This is a genomic window from Tissierella pigra, assembly GCF_009695605.1.
GTDB lineage: Bacteria > Bacillota > Clostridia > Tissierellales > Tissierellaceae > Tissierella > Tissierella pigra.
On sequence record NZ_VUNQ01000009.1, the window covers coordinates 45,152 to 60,041 of the forward strand.

At 28.9% G+C, this 14,890-nt stretch carries 15 protein-coding genes; 1 reads left to right on the top strand and 14 read right to left on the bottom strand.

Annotated features, from left to right (window positions below):
- Positions 1 to 5 precede the first annotated feature (5 nt).
- The 12 genes from csaB to FYJ83_RS05790 form a co-directional block, all read right to left on the bottom strand.
- Positions 6 to 2,222, bottom strand: coding sequence for a polysaccharide pyruvyl transferase CsaB (csaB, locus tag FYJ83_RS19905; protein WP_229768503.1), 2,217 nt, complete (start codon positions 2,220 to 2,222; stop codon positions 6 to 8).
- A 20-nt stretch (positions 2,223 to 2,242) separates the two neighbouring features.
- The gene (locus FYJ83_RS05740) at positions 2,243 to 3,169 is read right to left on the bottom strand and encodes a PIG-L deacetylase family protein (RefSeq protein WP_154439377.1); all 927 of its coding nucleotides are present in this window, start codon (positions 3,167 to 3,169) and stop codon (positions 2,243 to 2,245) included.
- 11 nt (positions 3,170 to 3,180) lie between these two features.
- Positions 3,181 to 4,248, bottom strand: coding sequence for a GNAT family N-acetyltransferase (locus FYJ83_RS05745; RefSeq protein WP_154439378.1), 1,068 nt, complete (start codon positions 4,246 to 4,248; stop codon positions 3,181 to 3,183).
- Between the two features lie 11 nt (positions 4,249 to 4,259).
- Positions 4,260 to 4,730 (bottom strand): hypothetical protein, encoded by a 471-nt coding sequence (locus FYJ83_RS05750; RefSeq protein ID WP_154439379.1) that lies wholly within the window; start codon positions 4,728 to 4,730, stop codon positions 4,260 to 4,262.
- Positions 4,731 to 4,925: 195 nt separating this feature from the next.
- Positions 4,926 to 5,276, bottom strand: coding sequence for a type II toxin-antitoxin system PemK/MazF family toxin (locus tag FYJ83_RS05755; RefSeq protein WP_154439380.1), 351 nt, complete (start codon positions 5,274 to 5,276; stop codon positions 4,926 to 4,928).
- Positions 5,273 to 5,554: a CopG family ribbon-helix-helix protein gene (locus FYJ83_RS05760; protein WP_154439381.1), complete on the bottom strand. Its 282-nt coding sequence runs from the start codon at positions 5,552 to 5,554 to the stop codon at positions 5,273 to 5,275. Before FYJ83_RS05760 ends, FYJ83_RS05755 begins: the two co-directional genes overlap by 4 nt.
- Before the next feature lie 207 nt (positions 5,555 to 5,761).
- Positions 5,762 to 6,934: an alanine racemase gene (gene alr / locus FYJ83_RS05765; protein ID WP_154439382.1), complete on the bottom strand. Its 1,173-nt coding sequence runs from the start codon at positions 6,932 to 6,934 to the stop codon at positions 5,762 to 5,764.
- 25 nt (positions 6,935 to 6,959) lie between these two features.
- A complete protein-coding gene (locus FYJ83_RS05770; RefSeq protein WP_154439383.1) occupies positions 6,960 to 7,562 on the bottom strand; it encodes a LolA family protein in 603 nt (200 codons plus the stop codon).
- 14 nt (positions 7,563 to 7,576) lie between these two features.
- On the bottom strand, positions 7,577 to 8,839 hold the full coding sequence (locus FYJ83_RS05775; protein WP_154439384.1) for an NAD(P)H-hydrate dehydratase: 1,263 nt from the start codon (positions 8,837 to 8,839) through the stop codon (positions 7,577 to 7,579).
- Position 8,840: 1 nt separating this feature from the next.
- Positions 8,841 to 9,452 (bottom strand): coiled-coil domain-containing protein, encoded by a 612-nt coding sequence (locus FYJ83_RS05780; RefSeq protein WP_154439385.1) that lies wholly within the window; start codon positions 9,450 to 9,452, stop codon positions 8,841 to 8,843.
- A gap of 251 nt (positions 9,453 to 9,703) precedes the next feature.
- Complete coding sequence (locus FYJ83_RS05785) at positions 9,704 to 11,317, bottom strand: ABC transporter ATP-binding protein (RefSeq protein WP_154439386.1); 1,614 nt, start codon at positions 11,315 to 11,317, stop codon at positions 9,704 to 9,706.
- Entirely contained in the window at positions 11,314 to 12,960 is a 1,647-nt protein-coding gene (locus tag FYJ83_RS05790) for an ABC transporter ATP-binding protein (protein WP_154439387.1), read from the bottom strand. Before FYJ83_RS05790 ends, FYJ83_RS05785 begins: the two co-directional genes overlap by 4 nt.
- Positions 12,961 to 13,182: 222 nt before the next feature.
- Here FYJ83_RS05790 and FYJ83_RS05795 point away from each other — a divergent pair, with 222 nt between their 5' ends.
- Positions 13,183 to 13,446 carry a hypothetical protein gene (locus FYJ83_RS05795; RefSeq protein ID WP_154439388.1) on the top strand — a complete coding sequence of 88 codons (264 nt, stop codon included), beginning with the start codon at positions 13,183 to 13,185 and terminating at the stop codon, positions 13,444 to 13,446.
- A 137-nt stretch (positions 13,447 to 13,583) separates the two neighbouring features.
- Here FYJ83_RS05795 and FYJ83_RS05800 read toward each other — a convergent pair whose 3' ends face one another.
- Both FYJ83_RS05800 and FYJ83_RS05805 read right to left on the bottom strand, forming a co-directional pair.
- Positions 13,584 to 14,378: a class I SAM-dependent methyltransferase gene (locus FYJ83_RS05800; RefSeq protein WP_154439389.1), complete on the bottom strand. Its 795-nt coding sequence runs from the start codon at positions 14,376 to 14,378 to the stop codon at positions 13,584 to 13,586.
- A 156-nt stretch (positions 14,379 to 14,534) separates the two neighbouring features.
- Positions 14,535 to 14,798, bottom strand: a complete 264-nt coding sequence (locus tag FYJ83_RS05805; protein ID WP_154439390.1) for a CD3324 family protein — start codon at positions 14,796 to 14,798, stop codon at positions 14,535 to 14,537.
- Between the last annotated feature and the right edge of the window lie 92 nt (positions 14,799 to 14,890).

A 14,890-nucleotide genomic window follows, 5' to 3' on the forward strand; every position in this document is an offset into this window, starting at 1 on the left:
ATCACCTACTTTTTTATTAAATCTAACGCCATTTCCACATTAGATAATGCTTTTTCTTCTAGCTCCTTATGCTGTTCTTTTAAATGTTTATTGAGATTGGTTCGATTATTCCATATATAATCTATTTTTTCTAATAAATCATCATATGATAAAGTCTCAATACTACATATATAATCCATATCTAGAGAACGTAAGATTCCATCAACTTTTGGATCATAAGATAAACCTACCATAGGTATCTCTTGAGTTGCTGCATAAATTAAGGAATGAAGTCTCATGGCAACAATTATTTCTAATTCTCTTATTATCCCCATTATCTCCTCTACACCATATTTCTCCTTTATTACATAAGAACCATTTTTCCTAACCATACTATTTATATCAAGACTTATTTCTAAATCCTCTGGATAGTGCATAGGTATCAAAATCACATTTACATCATACTTCTCTACTATATAATCTATGGCTTCCGCCATAACCTTAATTAAATTCTCATTATCTTTCCACTTTCTCACTGAAATTCCAATAAACTTTTTATGTCTAGGTATTTCTTCTTTCTCAAATATTTCTTGTATCCTAGGTTCTGGAGCTGGTTCTAAAGTAAATACTGGGTCTGCTGTTACTACTATATTTTTATTCTTTACTCCTAAGACCTTAATAAAATCTTCAGAATCCTTATCTCTAAGAGTAATTAAATCAACTTTATTCAATGTACTTCTAGTTAAAATTCTATTTAGCTTCTTTTTAATAGGTCCTATTCCATTGGCATATACCATTACAGGCTTATTATATAATTTTGCCAACCTTATTGTTGATAGATAATATAGTAAGGACCTTGTGCTGGTTATGTCCTGTAATAAAGACCCACCACCTGAAATAAATAGAGTGGAGTTCTTCATAGCCTTATATACTTTTTTAAATTCAAATCTATTTACTGCATTTACATTATATATCTCTTCAGTTTTTGCAGGATTATTAGAGAGTACATTTATACTTATATCTTTATTATAGGCTTTAATATCTTTTACTATTGCCTTTAGTATAGCATCATCACCACTATTATCAAATCCATAATATCCAGATAAAAGAATTGAATCTCTTAATCCACTATTATTTAATATCTTCTCATAGATTTTTAGATGCTCTCTCGCCATAGCTTCTGATGAATACATTTCTTTTACTTTATTAAATAGATTTTCACCCATATTTTGAATTTTTTCTTTATTCTCTACTAAATCTATTATTCTATTGCTTAAAGCTTCTATATCTCCTACATCAACTAAATATCCATTTTTACCATCTTCTATTAGTTTACTTATTCCTCCTACATTGGTGGATATTATTGTCTTTTTAAGCCTTGCCCCTTCTAATATTGCATAGGGAAAGGATTCACTAACTGAAGTTAAGGCATTTATATCTATGGCATTAAAAAATGAATTTGGGTCTTTTATGTAACCTAAAAAATGTAGATTTTCTTCTACCTTTAACTCCTTAGCCAATGACATTAGTCTTTGTCTCTCATTTCCATCTCCTGCAATTAGAAATATAACATCTTTTCTTTTCTGCAACACATTTGAAGCTGCTCTAATAAAGGTTTCATGGTCTTTTACTAAATCCAATCTTGCTGCAATTCCTACTACGGTCTCTCCTTTGTAATCAATTTCATGTCTTTGAAAAAATTCTTCTTTGGAGAGATATTCCATACTGCTGTCTAAATCTATACCATTATATGCAGTAAATATTCTGTCCTTCTTAAATCCTCTTTGAACCAACATATCTTTAAAGGTATCAGAAATTGCAATAAAATATTTGAATCTTTGAAGAGCAAATTTATTTAATGTGGTGAAAATGATTTTCTTATAAAAATTATCTTTAAAATCCAATTCGTAATCACTATGGATTGTTGTAATAAAGGGTTTCTTTACCTTTAACTTTAAAAACATACCAATGAAATTAGCCCTAGCCCCATGACAGTGAATAATATCATATCCTTGTTTTTCTACTTCTTCTGCCAACCTACCTACTACTGACATATCAAATCTACTCTTTTGTTTAAATACTTCTATGGGAATACCAGTAGCTTTAGCATCATGATAGAAGGTATCTTCAATAAAACATATGATTTTGGCATCTATTAACTTGTCTATTGCTTTTATTAGAGAGATTATATGGGTCTTAGCACCACCTGTATCTCCCCCACTGATTAGATGAAGTACTTTCATTTTAATATGCTCCGTGGGAGCTACCTCCTATCTTTATTTTCTAATATTTCTTTTACTGACTTGTTATAAATTTTCTTTTCTTCTTTTGATTTCATAATTGCATAAATTAAAGTAAATTCACTACTTATTTGCTTGAATATCTGTGGATTAAACTTTTCTTTTTCTAGCTTATCTATTATTTCTTTTAATATCATATAATTTACACTTACAAAGTTTTCAACAGCGTAGCTTTTTTTATACATCAATGCTCTTCTTCTATCTAATAAGTTAAAAGCACTAAATCCCATTGCCCACTGTGATTGAAAAATATCAAACTTACTTAGTTTCTCCTTATATATTTTTTCATCTAAGAAACTGGTTCTGTTAATGATTTTAGGGTCTATTAAACTATTTACTCCATATAGATATATGTTTTCAAATTGTTCATTCCATATTTTTAAAGCTTTTTCTAAAGTTTTTGTAGTTTCTACATGGTCTATATTTCCATCAATTAAAAAAGGACTGAAAATAATATCTGGTTTTTCCTTATTTAAAATTTCTAAGATTTCTTCAATCAGGTTTTTATCCTTAGAATCCAAAGTTCCATCTACTTTTTCTAAAAAGTAGATACTGTGAAATCCATAGCTTTCTTTAATCTTATATCCTTCTTCCATTCTTTCCTTGGCTGTCTCTTCTTTAGATTTATAACTAGTGCTTCCACTTCCATCAGTTAAATATACTAAGGACATTTTGCTTCCTGAGTTATGATATTTAATAATAGTCCCACCTAAACCAATGGTTTCATCATCTACATGGGGAGACAATACAAGGATTTTTTCATTCCCTTTAGGAATTATTTCTATATAATCATCATTAATTTTACTTCCCTTAAAATAAAACCATAGATATATACGATTTATAAACATAATAGGGTATTTAAGCAACATCTTAATTAATTTTCTTATCATACAATCACTTCCTAATAAAAATCTGACTCTATAGGCATTATATACCAATTCTTTTCATCTAAAATAAATTTTTCTAAATCCTGATTTTCAGTAAGGTTTTTCACAACAAAAGGTATAGTGCTTCTAGTCTTAACAAATCCTAATTTCACTAGTAATCCTCTATACTGCATGGATTCTGATGCCCATGTTGCTACTAAATCTGTATTTTGACTTTTAAAATATTCCTTTGCTTTAAAATATAAAGCAGCTACTGTATCTTCGTTGATTCCCACAATATCTACCATACTGCCAAGTCTTATATTAGGGTTATTTCTTATTTCTCTTTTTTCAATTTTAGTAATTATATATCCTACTAATTCATTATCTAAATAAGCACCAAAGGTTTTATAATCTATATTTGGATGATTCTTTATTCTCCAATTTAAAAATTTGCTATCTCTTTTAGTCATTATAGGACTATCTGATTTAATCTTGTTCCATAGATTATCAAAATCTTCATCAAATTCATCTATTTCTTTAATTATATAGTTTTCTTTTATCTTTATTTTTTGTTCCTTATATACAAATTTAATTAGACCATGTAAAGGTATGGATAATATTTTTGCTAGAAATTTTATTTTTACAATATTTAATAGAATATTATCTAACCTATAATAATTTGTGAAAAGAGGGATATCTGCTACAAAGGATCCACCAATACCACCTAGTAAACCTCTTAGGGCCATTTTTGAAGGAAATCCGAACCTAAACTCTATGTTGTTATTTACACCTATTTCGTAAGATTTATTGGCAAGTTCTTTATGTATACCTTTGCCTCTATAATCCTCATTTATCATGGTGTCTATTGATTGTCCTGCTAATACTTCTTCTCCTCTAACTAACATTACAGTAGGTAACAGAGTACACTGTCCTACTATCTTAGAATCATCTTCTGCCAGCACTATTACAGATTTTCCAGCAGGGTTCTCCATAAATTGCCAGTTCCAATATTCTTCTTTCCTATTAGTATTAAAGACTTTATTAAATAACTCTATTATTTCTTTTTCATCATTATTTTTATATTCTCTTATATTAGCCATAAGTTCACTTCCTATCTAATTTCATAATTTCCTTTCACTAGGAAAAAACTATTTTTTGTAGCTCTTGCTCCTCTTCCATCATCTCTAGGCACTATCAGTAAGTGATTTGCTTGAATGTTTTCATCCATTCTTAAATCCTTACCTATGGTTACATTTGTAAGTCCATTTTCTATACCATTGCTTATTATGGCAATTGCTTTGGCTTCACCAGACCTTAGAATTATTTCTGTACCATCTTTACATATTAATGATTGTCCTTTCAGCACTTCAACTGCTTCCCATGAATTTACCGTCATATTTTCATTATTTTTATTTCCTATTTTTTCGTCTACATAGTATTTTAGTTGTTCTATTTTCTTTTCCACATAACTAAGACTTACTAATGGATCACTTTCAGAACCTGGCTCTGAAAATACTACTGTAGCCCCTAGAAGAATAATAACTGAGCTAACTCCAACACAAGCTTTCTTAAATTTACTCACTTTATGTACCTCCCTTTTCTTAGTGAATAGTGGATAACTAATAGTGAATAGTTCAGTAATCAAAAGTACACCATTGTTTTTCATTGGTTTTAAACTATTCACTTTTCACTATTAACTATTAACTGTCTTCATTATACTACAAAAACAACAAAAAAATAAGCATATTCAATGCTTATTTTAAATATGTATGTATTTTTATAGTTCTACTAACCCTAAGCTTATTTTTAGGCACTCATCTACATTTGCCATCATTTCTTCATTGAATCTTCCAATTCTTTCTCGTAACCGTTTTTTATCTATTGTTCTTATTTGCTCCAGAAGGACTACTGAGTCCTTCGGTAACCCATATTCTGGAGCATTAATTTCTACATGAGTAGGCAGCTTTGCCTTGTTTATCTGTGATGTAATGGCGGCAATAATAATTGTAGGACTATATTTATTACCAATATCATTTTGAATAACAAGAACTGGCCTTACTCCCCCCTGTTCAGACCCAATAACAGGGCTTAAATCTGCATAGTATATATCCCCTCTTTTAACTATCATAATATCTCACGCCCCGTTAGTCTTGCTTCATATATTACTAAATCAAGAATGTCTTGCTCTAGCCCTATTTCTGCAAGAGTTAAATTTATTTGACTCATCTCTTTATACCCTTCTTTCATCTTTTCCGCAACTTCTATTCTCTTTTTTTCGTTGATAAATAGTCTCATAGCTTCTATTACAAAATCAGACCTATTTTTGTACTCCATCGGTACCATAACATCAACTTCCTCAAGGAGGCTATTAGGTAAACTAATCATAATCCTTCTAGTCTCAGCCATATAGATCCACCCCCATATTACAGATTCTTATAATTGCAGTATAAATATAACTTTTGTTGAAACCTATTGATAGAAAAGTTCATTATTTATAAAATATCCAAATGTAGAACCTTCCTATTCCTTATAAAAATTTAAAATAGCCTAAGATAATTATATATTCATTATATTGTATATGTCAACCTATTCATTGTTTATTCCTTTTAAACCTTATTCCAGTAAATAATCCTTTATTTTCACAATTTTGCCATCTGATATATAAACTCTAGGTACTCTTCTACTTACCATACAAATAATCTCATAATTTATTGTACCAAGCTTTGCTCCAAGTTCATCAACATGAGGATGCCCCTTCTCATATCCAAATATAACTACTTCATCTCCTAATTCTATGTTTTCTATATGACTTACATCTATCATACATTGATCCATACATATATTTCCTACTATTTTTGCCCTTTTTCCTCTTATATAAACCTCTGCCTTATTACTCAATAGTCTTGTAAATCCATCTGCATATCCAATAGGTATAGTTGCAATTTTAGATTCCCTTTCTGTTATAAAAGTATGCCCATAACTTATACCAGTTCCCCTGGATACAGTTTTCAAATGCACTATTTTAGTTTTTAACGCCATTGCTGGTTTTAGCACTATGTATTCCTTATTTACTTCATCTGAAGGATAAAGACCATAAATCATTATTCCAGCCCTTACCATATCCAAATCATAATCTCTCAAATCTATAATTCCTGCACTGTTTGACATATGTTTAATTTTTATATTTAATCCCCTGTTTTCTAGTTTATTTATAATTTCCATATATCTTTTAAACTGTATTGTGGAATAGGATTTGTCTAATTCATCAGCTTTAGCAAAGTGAGAAAATATTCCTTCAACATATATATTTTGAAGTTTGGATATTTTCAATATATCTTCTACAGTTTCTTCATTGGCTTCAAACCCTATTCGACCCATTCCAGTATCAATTTTAATATGAATAGTAGCCTTTTTCCCTAATTCTATTGCCTTACTAGATAGTTTTTTAGCATCACTATAATTATATATGGTTTGTATCAAATCATATTTTAATATGGCTTCATAATTATTAGGTGATGTATAGCCTAATATTAAAATACTGTCATTTATATTTGCACGTCTCAGCTCTATAGCTTCTCCTACAGTGGCAACAGCCAGTCTATCAGCACCATTATTAAGTAATGTTCTTGCTATATCTATAGAGCCATGCCCGTAACCATTTGCCTTCACTACAGCAGTAACTAATGTATTTTCCTTTATGTGTTTTCGTACTTCCATTATATTATGAGCTAAATTGTCTAAGTTAATTTCTGCCCATACTGGTCTTATTTCATCTAAGGTATACATTTGACAGTCCTCCTTATAATACTCATTAGTCTTTAAGAAACTTAAAATCTTCATAAGTAATTTCCATCTGTAGCAAACCATTCTGATCTAATACATTTAATTTATAAGGGACAAAATCCTTTTTCCTTACCCAAATCTTAGTTAAATCTCTATATTTATTTTTTTCATCTAATTTAAGCTCAAAAACTATATGCTCCTTTCCATTTATTTCATCTATAGAGATATTTTCTACATTTTGTAAGTTGTTTAGAAAATCTCCCACAATCATCTGATTATTTAAAGATTTTATTGCCACCAATGATATGGATTGATTTATAGATGGATGCTCTACAAAAATTTTATCATCGGTATTTAGTATTACTATGCCTTTACTTTCTTTAGGGCTTAGGATTTCTAATCTATAATCATTTGATTTATTATAGCTTTCTTCAATTGTATATTCTGAAACCGTATCACCTGAAGTTATTCTTATATTGGCCTTGCATTTATATCCACCATAGTTTTCATAAGCTTTTTCTATCTTTGATAGCAGCTTTTTATTTTTATCTAATGTATTTTCATTATTCTTGGGACTACATCCTGTAAGTAAAATAGTAATAGCTATCATAAATATAAAAAACCTTTTCAATATTACACCAGCCTTTACTCTAGGATTTTTTTAATACTATAAGGAATGTTTTCTAAAATATCTGTAGCTATAATTCCATATTCGCCTTTTTCATAACTTGCCAAGTCTCCAGCCAACCCATGGCAAAATACTCCTAGTTTTGCCGCATCTTCTGGTTTTATTCCTTGACCGATGAAAGAAGCTATGATTCCTGTAAGTATATCTCCAGATCCTGCTGTAGCCATTCCTGGATTTCCAGTACCATTGATATATATTTCACCTGTAGGCAAGGCCACAATAGTATTAAATCCTTTAAGGACTACTATTATATTATATTTCTTAGATATATATTTAGAATAATAAATTCTATTTTCTTGAATATCTCTAGTACTCTTATTTAATAGTTTGGCTAACTCCTTGGGGTGCGGTGTAATAATAATTGAACTTGTGTGATTATTGAGAATATTTAAGTTAAATGAAAGGGAATTTATTCCATCTGCATCTATTACTATTGGCTTAGTATAATTTTTTAAAACCTCTTGGATTATATATAATCTATCTTTATCTGCTCCTATACCTGGTCCAATGGCTATTACATCCAATCCCTTTATTTCATTTAATATACCATTTAAGGATTCCTTAGAAAAGAATCCTTCATTGTCTTTGACTGGTTTTATTATGGCCTCTGTTAATTTTATACTCATTATAGTCTCAATAGCTTGTGGTACAATTGTATAAACAAGACCAGAACCAGTCCTAAGAGCCGCCTGTGATGCTAAGTACACTGAGCCCGTCATACCTTTGCTTCCAGCTATTATACCTACTTTTCCATAAGTTCCCTTATGGCTTTCCTTTTCTCTTTTGGGTAATAACATTTTAATAGAATCATCTATATTTCCAATGGGAGAAATATTAGAGTATCCTGCTACAAAAGCTATGGCATAATCTTCCTCATGGGAAATTGATAAATCCATACTTTCTATTCCTAGGTCAGTCATTCTTAACTTTCCATTTCCAATTAAATTTATATAAGGCTTACCCCTTCCATCGTGTAAAACCTCAATATTTTTCCATTCCACAGTGGATATACCTGTTCCTAGAGCCTTGCTTACAGCTTCCTTAGCTGCAAATATACCGCCTACAGTTGTAGCTTTATGTCCACCTTTTGATATATATTTTATTTCATTTTCTGTAAATATTCTACTATAAAAAGAATCTTTCTTTGTCAATAAAATTTTTTTTATTCTATTTATATTTACAATATCTATTCCTGTAAATAGTTTGTTTTTATCGTTCATATTATTTTAATCTCTCTTTATCAATTTTTTCTATCTCCTCAGAGCCCAAAACTCCATGTAAAAAAGTGTAAGTTTCATTTATCCACTCTTCATAGTTATGTTTTGTGTCTATTAAAATCTTTAATCTTGCTCTCAAAGTCTCTATTTCGCTATTGGCTTCCTTTACAAACTTTTCCCTAATCTTCAACTCACTGTAGCTGTACTCAATTGTTGCTTTAAGTAACTGTAGATTGCTTTCTCTTATTTCTTTAGGAATAGTTTCAAGTTGAAATGTCAATTCATCTAAAGCCTGATTTATTTGTAGTATTTGTTCTTTATATTCATCTAAAAGTCCTATATTTTCAACTTTACTTTCATTGTTGACAGAATCAGATATTCCAAGAATCATTTTCATAGACCTTAGCTTTTGTTTTTGTAATTCTTTATTTTGTATCTCCAGTTCCTTTTCTCTAGATACTAGTTCCATAAGTTCTTCTTTAGCATTTTCAATTTTCTTGTTATCTACATTTCCAAATAGTTTAGTCCAGCTAGGTTCACTATATAATAATGGTATTTTATTTTTAAGTAATATATCTTTATCTAAATTATCTAAGTTCATATTTCTATTAAACAATTTTATCACTCCCATATATCATTTTACTCATTTTTATAATCTTTTTCAAACAATATAATCTTTATTTCTAGAAATATATAAAAAAGGCTTCTTTAGACCTATTTGAGAAGCCTTTTCTATCTGTTATATTCCACAGTCTCGAAACTCAAATCTATTTGCTCGTTACCTTTGACCTACCTACAGTTCACTCACTACGTTCGTTCACTGGGTTAGGTCATAAAAATAAGCTAGAGTCCTCTACTCTAGCCTATTTATATAACAGCCTTATTCTTTACTGTAAAAACTTTATTATATCTATTCTTAGTCTCTTCAAATATTACATGACTTACATTTACTATGGTCACTCCTTCTAAATCAAGTAATGTATTTTCTATTTCCCTTGCTACATTACTATCTAAACTTGCAAATGCCTCATCAAGAAATATTATATCTGACTTATTTAGAAGTCCTCTTGCTATGGCTATTCTAGACCGTTCTCCTCCAGAAATATTTTTTCCATTATCATAAATCATAGTATCTAATCCATTTGGTAAAGCCTTTAAAAAGTCTTTTAGACCAGCTTTATCTATTGCAAGATTAATCTCATCATCATTATAGTCTTTGTATAAAGCAATATTGTTACGGAGGGTATCTTCAAATAAAAATACTTGTTGTTCTACATTGGAAATATTTTTAAAATAGCTCTCCTTCTTAAGATCCTTTAAGTCATTTCCATCTACTAATATTTTACCTTTGGTAGGGTTAAAGTATTTCCTTAAAAGTTTAAGCAAAGTAGATTTACCACCGCCACTAGGTCCTATTACCAAATATTTTTCACCTTTAGTAATATTTAAGCTAATATCATTTAAAATCTCCTTATTATCATAGCTAAAGAATACATTTTGAAATTCTATTGTATTTTTAAAATTATTTAACTCCGTTGTTTCCTCGTAATCCTCATGATTTTCAAGACTATGATCTAGTTTTGTAAATAATGATTTTACTGAAAATATTTTTGGAAACCACTCTCCTAAATTCATCAGTGGAAATATTACTCTGCCCATATTATTTATTATTAAAATAACTGCTCCTGTAGTAATGGAACCCTTTATTGCCATAAACGCTGATATAAGTAAAATAGAAAAGGTAGAAGCATATACTATAAACTGTTGTATAGACAGAGTATAAGTATGAATTTTATCTATTGTATATCCCTTATATTGAATATCTTTACTTTTATTATAAAAATCATCTTTTACTTTTTCATTTAAATTATTAGCTTTAATTATTTGAAAGGCTCCAAGAACTTCTTTTATATATGATGTATATCCTTCAAATAATTCTGCCCTATGTTTTTCATGTTTTTGTAATGGTTTTCCTACTATCATTGATAAAACAACAGATGCTACAGATATACCGATTCCAATAAACAAAGCCCATGGACTTACAGAAGCTATAACTATAAATGATATTAAAAAACCAATAAAACTATTTCCAACTTCATATATTCCTTCTAAATATTTTTTCTCTATATTGTTCATATCATTAGTCATAGATGATAAGTATACTCCATTATTCTCAGCTTGAAACTCATTTATATTTTTAGCAAATAATCTTTCCATATAAGTTATCTTTGTTTTTACTAAGGATTTATATATGTATAATCCTCTTGTATATGAAATCAAAATACTAAATGGAAGTGATAATCCAATAAGTATAAATATTTTCACAGCTTCACTTTTAAACAACGTCATATTGCCTTCTAAGGCTGAGTCTATTATTTTCATCATGCTGATACTCACATATCCATCTATGGAGATTCCAATAGTCAATACTAAAAATGCTAAAATCAAATATATCATAGATTTCCTTATGGTTTTCTTCATATTGCCACCTCCATAAAATATTCTTTTGAATCATATTTGTAGATATGCTGATTTTTAATTTCCAATACATAGTCATATTTCTCTGTTATTCCTTCATAATATCTATGGGATATGGCAATAACTGTACAATCCAAGGAAAGAATAGTTTCTTCTACCTTTCTGCCTAATTCTTCATCAAGGCTTGATGTCCCCTCATCTACAAATAGTATCTCTGAATCTTTTACTATGGCTCTTGCAATAGAAATTCTTTGTCTTTCTCCACCAGATAGATTCTTTCCATTCTCCATCAGCATTTCATTTATTCCATTTTCTTTTTTTCCAATAAGTCCATCTAACCCCGCTTGATTTGCGGCTCTTAAAATTCTTTCTTCCTCATAAGATTTATATAAAGCTATATTATTGTAGATAGTATCTTCAAATAAGAACACATCTTGATATATAAAGGAAACCTTGTCATTTAAGCTGGATTCTTTTATATCTTTATAGGACACATTATCTACTATTATTTCACCTTTATAATCATCATAAGTCATGGATAAAAGTTTAATTAAAGTAGATTTACCTGCACCACTGGCTCCTTTAAGCAAATACTTTTTCCCCTTCTCTATGGTAAAAGAGGCATCTTTAAGTATTTCTTTTCCATCATATTCAAAATATAAATCTTTTACTTTGATTTTATCTGTAAATACAAAATCTTTTTCTTTATCTACTGCTGTTGAATTTTCCTCATCTACTTTTGTGATTTTATCAAATATTTTAGCTGATGATTTCAATTGATTAAATAAAGGTAAAATAGATGTAATATTCCATATACAGCCGTTGGACAATTGAAACATATAAGTAATTTTAGTTAAAGATATTCCTTTACTCATTAAAGTGGATAAATATACTAGAGCAATCATTACAAATCCAAATCCTAAGAACTCCATAACTCTTCTTTGACTATCTGTATAAACATTGTAACTAAATTTCTTTTTCTCAAGTCCTATAATGGATTTCAATGATTTTGAAAGAAATTGATCTTCAATATTGTTTAATTTCAATATTTCTAATCCATTAAATGTATTGGATATATTTACAGCAAAATCTTCATTATATTCTGATACTTCTTCCTGAAGAGATATTGTCTTTTTTTCAAAGGTCTTACTAATTAAGAATAAAAATATTGAAATTGCAAATGCACCTATGGCGAACTTTAAATCTAAAAAAGCTATAATAGTCAGAGATACTACATATATACCTCCACGATATATTACATTAATAAGTTGTAAGAAAAAATTGCTTTCAAATAAATTAATATCGTTGATTAAATTTGAAATATAAGTATCCTTAGACTTTTTACTAAATTCTTTATAAGATGAGTTTAATATCTTATGAAAGGCTAAAAGTCTAACATCAAGTAATGTGTCTCTCATATAGGATATTCTCATAAATCTAGATATGATATATAATATAGCACCTAATATTATAACTCCCAATGAAAGCCATAAAACCTTAATGAAGTTTTCCTTTGTACCTACTTGAATACTACCTATTATCATTGACATAACTAAATTTACTAAAGTACTATCTAACACTGGTATAAAACAAGCCAATATGTACATCATAAATCGTGATTTCCGTTTCATTAAAAGTTCTTTCATATTATACCCCCGTTTTATAATTCAAAATTATCTTACTTTTTATTTCCTAATATGATATTAGTATATTTTGTTAATTTTGTCAACACATTAATTAACATATTTAATTTATACTTTAAAATTGTTAATATAAAAATTAAATATGTTAATAACACATTATAGAAAACTTTTCCTTAATATTAATTGTTATCTTGTAAATACTATTATTATATGGAGGTGATTTATTTGAAAGATAAACATAAATTTAATCAACCTTATTATACTGAACCTGTCAACAAAACAAACTCCAACATTTCCAATGATAATGAGGATTGGAAAAAAACAGGATTTTATCGAAATAGTGAAGATTTTCCACCACGAGGTAGTTTTATAAGCATACCAGAAGATGTATTGCTTGGGACCAATGGAAATCTATTAGATTCTATAGTTAAAGATAAAGATGAAACTATTGGTTCAGATTTATATAAAGAAACAAAAAATAATAAATAATTTCCAAGGTTATATTCTGTTAAGTTAATACTCCTTCCATTATTTACTCAAAAACAAAGCACTAAAAGCTATGAGATTTCAGAAATCCTATAGCTTTTAGTATTTGTATTTCTATATAACGAGTTATTATGACTTAACTAATAAACAGTGGCTTTTATGCTAAATGACATCGGAAATTTATCAACATTATATTCAAGATTAAACAATCCATTCCCTACATTTTTCATGCCCCCAGCATTGAAGAAGTTTTCCTTATATTCATTAAAGTAATTTATATGCAAACCAGCATTTGTAAGAGCATTAATGATGTCAGAAACTGTGTACATCCAAAAATATGCTTTTACACCATGTTTGGGTGCTGAAACATATCCACCAATTGAATCTTCCTCATCAGGAATTTTGCTGAAGTAGGGATACTGAATCTCCATTTCATTTTTCGCAAGTTTATCTGTATTAAAGGTCAAGAAAAACGGATGAGAATCAAAAACGTAAACAAATCCATTATCGTTTAAAAGATGTCTAATCGTTTTTGCCCACTTATTCAGGTCTGGAAGCCAACCAATAGCACCTTCCGAAACAAAAACTACATCATATTTTTCATTATGTTTTTCCATTAATGTCATAATATCAGACTCAATGAAATCAATATTTTCTACATTTAGATCATTGGCAAGCCTTTTAGCATAAAAAATATTATCTGGTACTAAATCAACACCTATTACTTCTCTTGCTCCCATCTTTGCTAAAAGTATTGTGTCAGCTCCTGTATTACATTGAAGATGTATAACCCTTTTGCCTTTTAAATCACCAATTTCATTTTTTATATACATATTAAACTCATGGGTCTCATTTAATAGCTTTTTTTTAAATGCTTCATAATGATCTTTCGATACTTGGCCCCAAGCATGTTTGTTTAAATCAATTTCTTTCATTTATTTATCCTCCATAAATATAAGTTTTAAAATATATGATTTCTTAATTTTTATTATATAGAGCATTGGCTGAATATAATATATCAAGAACAATTAATATAAGTTCTTAACAAAAAAGATTCACCTAATTAAAGTTAGATGAATCTTTTTAATATTTTATTTAGAATAAACAATTCTTTTAATACTTTCAATGGAAAGGCAAAATTCCTCTGACAGTTCATCCATAGATAATCCCACAAGAAACTTTTCACGAATTTGGCTGTTTCTATGATCTAAATATACTCTATGACCTGAATTTTCTCCCCATTTCTTTCTAACCCCTTCTGGCTTAGGAATATATACTAATTCCCCTTGTACATATTTTTGTATTTGTTCTAATAATTCTTCTGGGAAAATATTATTTGCTTTAATATATTTCATTCTAACCTCACCCCTTAAAAAATTTTGTTCTAAGGACGCAAAGTCTACATTATAAACAACTTATTCATAAACAAGTTAGAATGAATATTGGC

Coding starts and splice junctions, on each gene's coding strand:
- FYJ83_RS05800 (WP_154439389.1), bottom strand. CDS start 14,378: ATGAAAGAAATTGATTTAAACAAACATGCTTGGGGCCAAGTATCGAAA.
- FYJ83_RS05760 (WP_154439381.1), bottom strand. CDS start 5,554: ATGGCTGAGACTAGAAGGATTATGATTAGTTTACCTAATAGCCTCCTT.
- FYJ83_RS05755 (WP_154439380.1), bottom strand. CDS start 5,276: ATGATAGTTAAAAGAGGGGATATATACTATGCAGATTTAAGCCCTGTT.
- csaB (WP_229768503.1), bottom strand. CDS start 2,222: ATGAAAGTACTTCATCTAATCAGTGGGGGAGATACAGGTGGTGCTAAG.
- FYJ83_RS05740 (WP_154439377.1), bottom strand. CDS start 3,169: ATGATAAGAAAATTAATTAAGATGTTGCTTAAATACCCTATTATGTTT.
- FYJ83_RS05805 (WP_154439390.1), bottom strand. CDS start 14,798: ATGAAATATATTAAAGCAAATAATATTTTCCCAGAAGAATTATTAGAA.
- FYJ83_RS05785 (WP_154439386.1), bottom strand. CDS start 11,317: ATGAAGAAAACCATAAGGAAATCTATGATATATTTGATTTTAGCATTT.
- FYJ83_RS05790 (WP_154439387.1), bottom strand. CDS start 12,960: ATGAAAGAACTTTTAATGAAACGGAAATCACGATTTATGATGTACATA.
- alr (WP_154439382.1), bottom strand. CDS start 6,934: ATGTATACCTTAGATGAAATAAGACCAGTATGGGCAGAAATTAACTTA.
- FYJ83_RS05775 (WP_154439384.1), bottom strand. CDS start 8,839: ATGAACGATAAAAACAAACTATTTACAGGAATAGATATTGTAAATATA.
- FYJ83_RS05745 (WP_154439378.1), bottom strand. CDS start 4,248: ATGGCTAATATAAGAGAATATAAAAATAATGATGAAAAAGAAATAATA.